Here is a 6,000-nt window from a genome sequence, read left to right as displayed (position 1 = left end):
GAACGCTTTAGCGTCCTTGATAGGCTGGGCATTGAGCTGATTAGAACTAATTACCAATGCAAGACGATCAACTGCGATGAAGTCTATCCTCCAGGATTAGCCAAGTAAGCTTTCGGGAATCGTATTGCTCACTGAGGCACGAAAAGAAGAGGACTATAATGAAAGCATATGGAATTTTGCTCTTTGTTGCTTCCTGTCTTGGTAGTGCCTCATGCTCAAGCAATAAATCGAAATCTAAGAATGATTCCTTAGGAGTAAGCGAAGACGCCAACTCCGAAATTATAGAGTCGGTTCAGATTATGCCGTACAAGGCTGTGTGTCAGGCGGAGGGGACTTCACTTTGCTATATTCAATCTGAGGCTGGACAACAAACTCTGATTTATGGAGATATTGAAGGTTTTGAGTTTGAGTGGGGCTTTCAATACGACATAGAGACGAAGAGAATCCCGATAGAAAATCCTCCAGCAGATTCCGGAAGCTTTTACTATCAGCTTGTTAAAACGAACCAAAAGCAACAGATAGATCTGCCTGTGGCATTCGAACTGAATTTCAGAGGGAATCAAAAAAAATCTATTGCTACGATTCTGGATGCTAGTGGCGGCAACATGAGTCTGGATAGTCATTTGATAGAATGTGGCCACACGGCATGCGATGAGCTGAAAGCGTACATGGCATCAGTTGATAATTGCGACGTTAGCATCGAACTAACCTTGCATCTTAAAGCAGATAAGCGATTTGCAATGAATCAATTCCGTATGTCTGAATGCGCGTCTGATTAACCCAGGCGCTAGGGACTGTCATAAACGGATCTTCAATACCGAAGAAGACCCACAAACGACTGTTAGAATTTAGGATTTCTGCAAAATCTTCCAACATTGCGAAAGCTGAGATTCAGGGGAAGTACTCGAGGCTTGATTCGAACGCGGCTAAATGGCAATTATTCCCCTGAATCCCGGTCAGTTGCCTCGGCCCGTTCGAAGTCGCTGGGGAAAACCGCGCCAAGGAAGAAGATAATGAAAAAAAAGTTTGGTTCTATCTTCTCTCTTTCTCCATGGAAAACATTCGCGGGTCCAATGCCATTTTCGTTCATGGTGAACGACAACTATAGTTCGCTTCAGAAAATGAAGATGATATCGGCTTGGCCGTGAGTGATCCCAGACCTTTCTCTTAAAAGCTGGACGGTGCATATACGTGTTTCGGTCAGGATGCCTATGTTAGGCCTTCTGCGCCTATGCAGTTGCCCCCGCGACAACGATATATTTCCGGAGTTCATAAAACCATGCCTCGCTGCTTCGAAAAACAATTGCCGGGCATTCGTGAATTGCCTCCGATCTGATGACGTTCCAGTTTGTTTGCACCAGTTCGTCCGGCTCAATCCCCAGATAATCAAGCGTCTGACGCTCCGAACTGTGGTTATATATAACCATCAGAATTGCTGTGTTGAGCCCGAAATAAACCCGCTGATGGTAGCCAAATGTTTTTCGCATGGTGCTGCCACCGAAATTTCCAACGAGATTGATCGCGGCGCACCAGGATTTGACTAGATGGGTGATGGTCGAGACGAGGAGCCTTGATCCACTTTTCCTTGATGGAAAAAGCCAGTCGTTGTCATCGTGATCCGCGGCGGCAAGCCATTCGTTTATGGTCTGATGGGTTTCAGAGTTGAACATGACCCGGCGGTATTTTCCTGACTTCTTCTCGCGGACTTCGAACCTTTCGTCTGGCTGAAGCCCCGCACCTGTCCGACCAGGATATTTCTGAGATCTTCGGGCCTCAGCGCCGAGTTGATGCCGAGGGTGAAAAGCGCCAGATTTCGCAGCTGCTGAAGCCCGCGGAGGAAGACCTTGATGCTGCGGACATCCTTGCGGCGGCGGATCGGGTCGGTCCTGATCCTCGAACCCCTTGCCGGGTGATTCGGGTTTTCGCCTCGTTTGAACATCGGCCGCGGCTCTCAATTTTTGCAAACGGCGCAATGGATAAGCGTTAGTTCATAAGCCGCCACGACACATCGCCCGGTTTTCTGAATACTAACTTTTTTTGGAGTCTTAGTATTCGTGAAATGGTGGCGCCAGGGGGTCCGGCTGTAAAGGCCGGAAATCCTGCAAATACTAACTTCTGTATAGAAGTTAGTATTCGTATTACAAGCCATGTTGGCGCTGAAAACACTTCGCTGGTCCCGACGCACGAAATTTCGCGGAACTTAGGGAACAGACCATAGAATTTTGGCGGTAAGCCAAAAAGATTTTGAGTTTATCCGCAGGTATGGTAAAATTGCTATGGATTGGATGACTTATCGCTGCTCATTAACAGATGCGTTCAGTGCGGGGGGCTTTTTGTCAAAAAAAAAGCCCGGGGGTTATCCCGTGCTTCTCACCGTCTTCAGCCGAAGCCTCAGACCATAATTTAGTAGTTACGGTTTGATTATATCAGGCTCCGGCAAAAGGCGAGCAATTTTTGATGGACTATGCCCATGCATAAACCTGAACACGATGGGGCTGAACAGCCCCAGAGCGATGCACTCGACAAACCTGGACACTGGGTTTACTCGCGCTACATCACCCGCAACGGACGACGCATTTATCGCAAACACGGCAAGTGCTTCCGCTTCTGGGTCGAAGACTGAGTATTTTCCGAGGCTCGTGCCCTGGAAAAAGCGGGGGGAGCCTGGCTCCCCTTTCAGAAACTCGACCAAACAGCAGGCTCGATCGAGCTATTGATGTGCAGAATTCTCTGGAACTGTCACATGCAGAATCCAACAACACGAAAATTCTTTTTTAAAAGGATCTCCAATGAGTAAATTATCAGATGTTTTGAAACAGAATCGTGGCTTGATTTACCGGGGTATCGTTAAGCAAATTAAGTCAGGCGAAGGGTACGGATTTCACAATAACGATCAGGGACATCCTGTTCTGGGAACCGAAATGGCGCAAATTCCCGATGCTGAGAAATACAAGGCGAACTTCGGAATGTTCAGTCTTGCATCCTCATTGGCAAGGGACCTGATAGAAGAGGATGACGACATTGTTGGTACAAAAGATTGGGTCGACCTTTCCACCTGGGATAAGTTTCGCGATTTTGCAACGAAAGCATATCGTGATCGTCGATCGTAAAAAGTAAGACCCGGTGGCGGTGGACGGAGCTTCCAGAGAAGTCTGAAACCATCGCCATCGATCCGGCACCGCTGTCTATTTAGGTTCTCGCGCATCATCCCAACCCTCCACGTCCCGAAACTGCCACATCGCTAGGCGGCTGGCAAAATAAGCGTTTCCAGGAAAGGTCAGGCTGATTCCGATCACAGCTTCTTTGAGCTTTTCGCTGCCAATCGGATAGACCTGGGAAAGGTCGATATAGAGCCTGTCGTCATCGATGCCAAGGCGATCATCAGGAGGCAAAGCCAGAATCCTTTGAACGACGTTATCCCCAGCGTCTTTCTTCAAATGGTTCGGATTCATTCCGAGTGTGATCAGAATATCCTGTCCCGTTAAAAATGAAGATCGATAAGCCGGGACAAGAGAGCAATACTGCTGCTTTCTTGCTACAACACAGGTCTGACTAAGAATAACCCAATGTGATGGCCGAACATCTATATGGCTATTCAATCCTTCGAAAGCAGGCTGTTCCGCAGCCATAACATCGCCTTGCCGATGAAAATGCGTGGGAGCTTGATATAAAAATTCAGCTGATAGAATAATATTACGATGAGTATGAAGGCCAAGCACTGACTGTGCCGTAGTGGTCTTTGGTGGTGAGTCTGGAACAAAATGCAGGAAGAAATTCCCACTCTGGTCAAATGAAAATTCGTGTGCGTTAAATTTTCCGTTTCTGAATGGGAATTTCGTGCCAGCCTTGGCAATCCAGGCTTTGAAATCGGCCAGCTCTTTGAACTCTAGCCACTTGTTCAAGTGATGATCAGACATCAAACCAATCCCTGGTTAAATGAGCATCAGACATACTCTTTTGCAAGTCTCGTCACGAACGGTTTAATGAGCCTGTTATCGGGCGATTCGACAATAACATGAAGGATGGTCGAACATCCCTCTGCCTGAAGTTCCGGTATAGGTTCGTTCAGCAGATTCAGGATCGCTGAGGCTGGAACATCTGCCTTTTGAGCTTCCACCACTGCTTCGTAAAAAGCTCGAAGACGGGCAATTTTTCCCGCTTTGACAGCGAACACGTTATCGTGCTTCCAATTTTCCAGCGTTCTGGTTGTCACATCAAGCATGCCTGCGATCATTGCTTCACGCACACCCAATTCTTCGATGAGGAATTTGATGGCATCCTGACCCAGGAAAACACCCTCCAGCTTTGAAGCGGTACTGTTCATTTCCGACTCCCTTTTCGGTGGCATTGTACGTGTCATCCTAGCCCCCATTGTATCGGACTTTTCCGAAAAAAAGTATGCCCTATTTCCGAAAAAAATCAATGCATTTTCCGAAATAAGGAATGCAGTTTTCATACCCGGGCAGCCCCTTAAGGAATGCAGTTGGTTACAGACCTTCCACCTGGACACTCCTGCGACACTGACCACCTGCCCGGCGTAAATTCTTACCCATAGAAAGGGTTCATCGGCTCCCGGAACTGTAGCAGCCCACTGATTTGAATCTTCATTGCGGGTCGAGGAGGTCCCTCGTGTGCAATTCCACTTCGTGACATTGCTGGGGATTATCGGCGCGCGCTGTCGGCCTTCTGAAACGCCTTTATTATTGGGTAGTCAGTCGAGATTCTGTGCCTGAGTCCCCCGCGCCACTCGATTGGTAAATTATTCTTTACCGGCAATCCAGAAAAGTCTCCAACTCGAATCAACAGCTTGGCACGTGTCGAAAGCCGATCGAAAACGGAAACTTGCCTTTCCTCATCCAAAGCCCTTGACTGACACCTCACTTCGTTGGATAGGAGCACTGCTGTTCAAGCGCTGTATGCACCACTGCGCTTATACTACGCCACCTTTATAACTCAACCAAGGGACCCATAATGAAAGTCTTGACGCGCTTTAAATTCAAAAGTTTGATTGCTGCCGTGGTTACCTTCCTTCCAGCTGCTCAAGCATTTGCACAGGATGTCTGTTTCTATCATGACGGCATCCCGGTGTACTGCGATGAGCCTTTCCGGAATCGGATCGAATTGGATTTTGCAGAAATGTCAAAATACGGTGCTCCACAGAGTTACATTCCAGCAGGAACGACACCTCAATTTCTGGCTTGTTCGGCGGGTGGATTCTTTGCTCCAAATTGTTCCGTAGATCAGACCTGGTTTAACGGCCCGGCCCTGCCATTGACCGTGGATTCAGACGTGACCGTCAAGATCCACTACAACGTCACATTCACCTGTACCTCTGCACCAAACTCGCTGTGCTCTCAGGGTTGGGTGCCAAGTGATCTCGCCCGATTTGAGCTGTTTGCTGATGATCGTCCACTGCAAGAGCCTTTCATAGTCCGTGGATCGGATCTCGTCCTTCAGAGTGAAGCCGATGGCATGCGTTGGTACGTGCTGAACAAACCAATTTCAGACCGTCCTTCGAATGGCTTCAATCAGTTTCAGACCTACCTGAATGGGTCCGCGAACGCGGGCTCTCGAATTTCGCTCAGGGTCACTCCTTTGTCTACCGTAAGCGCTGTGCAGTTGGCTCATGTGACCATCACCACCGTAAACAAATGACTAAAAGGGACAAAAACATGAGAACTTTGCTGCTTCTTGGACTCGTGCTTGCAGCACAAGCAAACGCTGAGGGCGTAATCGGATCAGACCTTCTGGTGTGCACTCAATCAACGGGCGCTGCAAAAGGTCAATGCCGGCTCGAAACATTGCCGCTTGCGTCCCAGCAGGGGTACGAAAAGGACTTCATTGTTGAATATGACTACCCGTGCTTTGGCCCTGCGACAGACTTCAACCTGAGAGCCATGTCTAATACGGACCCTTCAACCCCGACGTTCGCGCAAATGCCACTTGGCTTTACCTCCACCGGGCAAACAGGAAGTCTTACGATCACTGGTTTTGGGCCAG

7 protein-coding genes are annotated in these 6,000 nt (G+C 48.4%); 4 read left to right on the top strand and 3 right to left on the bottom strand.

The features are described from left to right. The first annotated feature begins 158 nt into the window (after window positions 1-158). The gene (locus tag VE954_RS31515) at window positions 159-779 is read left to right on the top strand and encodes a DUF4377 domain-containing protein (RefSeq protein ID WP_324960485.1); all 621 of its coding nucleotides are present in this window, start codon (window positions 159-161) and stop codon (window positions 777-779) included. A gap of 450 nt (window positions 780-1,229) precedes the next feature. Here VE954_RS31515 and VE954_RS43920 read toward each other — a convergent pair whose 3' ends face one another. Then, the gene (locus tag VE954_RS43920) at window positions 1,230-1,670 is read right to left on the bottom strand and encodes a tyrosine-type recombinase/integrase (RefSeq protein WP_349263850.1); all 441 of its coding nucleotides are present in this window, start codon (window positions 1,668-1,670) and stop codon (window positions 1,230-1,232) included. Between the two features lie 800 nt (window positions 1,671-2,470). Between VE954_RS43920 and VE954_RS31505 the strand changes: the two genes are divergently transcribed. Next, window positions 2,471-2,623, top strand: a complete 153-nt coding sequence (locus tag VE954_RS31505) for a hypothetical protein (RefSeq protein WP_324960483.1) — start codon at window positions 2,471-2,473, stop codon at window positions 2,621-2,623. 166 nt (window positions 2,624-2,789) lie between these two features. After that, window positions 2,790-3,110: a hypothetical protein gene (locus VE954_RS31500; protein ID WP_324960481.1), complete on the top strand. Its 321-nt coding sequence runs from the start codon at window positions 2,790-2,792 to the stop codon at window positions 3,108-3,110. A gap of 75 nt (window positions 3,111-3,185) precedes the next feature. On the opposite strand, the gene VE954_RS31495 is transcribed toward VE954_RS31500, so the two are convergent. Then, a complete protein-coding gene (locus VE954_RS31495) occupies window positions 3,186-3,917 on the bottom strand; it encodes a hypothetical protein (protein WP_324960479.1) in 732 nt (243 codons plus the stop codon). 26 nt (window positions 3,918-3,943) lie between these two features. After that, the gene (locus VE954_RS31490; protein WP_324960477.1) at window positions 3,944-4,324 is read right to left on the bottom strand and encodes a hypothetical protein; all 381 of its coding nucleotides are present in this window, start codon (window positions 4,322-4,324) and stop codon (window positions 3,944-3,946) included. A gap of 647 nt (window positions 4,325-4,971) precedes the next feature. Between VE954_RS31490 and VE954_RS31485 the strand changes: the two genes are divergently transcribed. Further along, window positions 4,972-5,655, top strand: coding sequence for a hypothetical protein (locus VE954_RS31485; RefSeq protein WP_324960475.1), 684 nt, complete (start codon window positions 4,972-4,974; stop codon window positions 5,653-5,655). Window positions 5,656-6,000: the final 345 nt, after the last annotated feature.

The organism is Oligoflexus sp. (assembly GCF_035638955.1).
Taxonomy (GTDB): Bacteria; Bdellovibrionota_B; Oligoflexia; order Oligoflexales; family Oligoflexaceae; genus Oligoflexus.
This window is presented reverse-complemented; position numbering and strand designations above follow the sequence as displayed.

Excerpts from the sequence above, each read along its gene's own strand:
- VE954_RS31515 (WP_324960485.1), top strand. The coding sequence starts at position 159 with ATGAAAGCATATGGAATTTTGCTCTTTGTTGCTTCCTGTCTTGGTAGT.
- VE954_RS43920 (WP_349263850.1), bottom strand. The coding sequence starts at position 1,670 with ATGTTCAACTCTGAAACCCATCAGACCATAAACGAATGGCTTGCCGCC.
- VE954_RS31490 (WP_324960477.1), bottom strand. The coding sequence starts at position 4,324 with ATGAACAGTACCGCTTCAAAGCTGGAGGGTGTTTTCCTGGGTCAGGAT.
- VE954_RS31485 (WP_324960475.1), top strand. The coding sequence starts at position 4,972 with ATGAAAGTCTTGACGCGCTTTAAATTCAAAAGTTTGATTGCTGCCGTG.
- VE954_RS31495 (WP_324960479.1), bottom strand. The coding sequence starts at position 3,917 with ATGTCTGATCATCACTTGAACAAGTGGCTAGAGTTCAAAGAGCTGGCC.
- VE954_RS31500 (WP_324960481.1), top strand. The coding sequence starts at position 2,790 with ATGAGTAAATTATCAGATGTTTTGAAACAGAATCGTGGCTTGATTTAC.
- VE954_RS31505 (WP_324960483.1), top strand. The coding sequence starts at position 2,471 with ATGCATAAACCTGAACACGATGGGGCTGAACAGCCCCAGAGCGATGCA.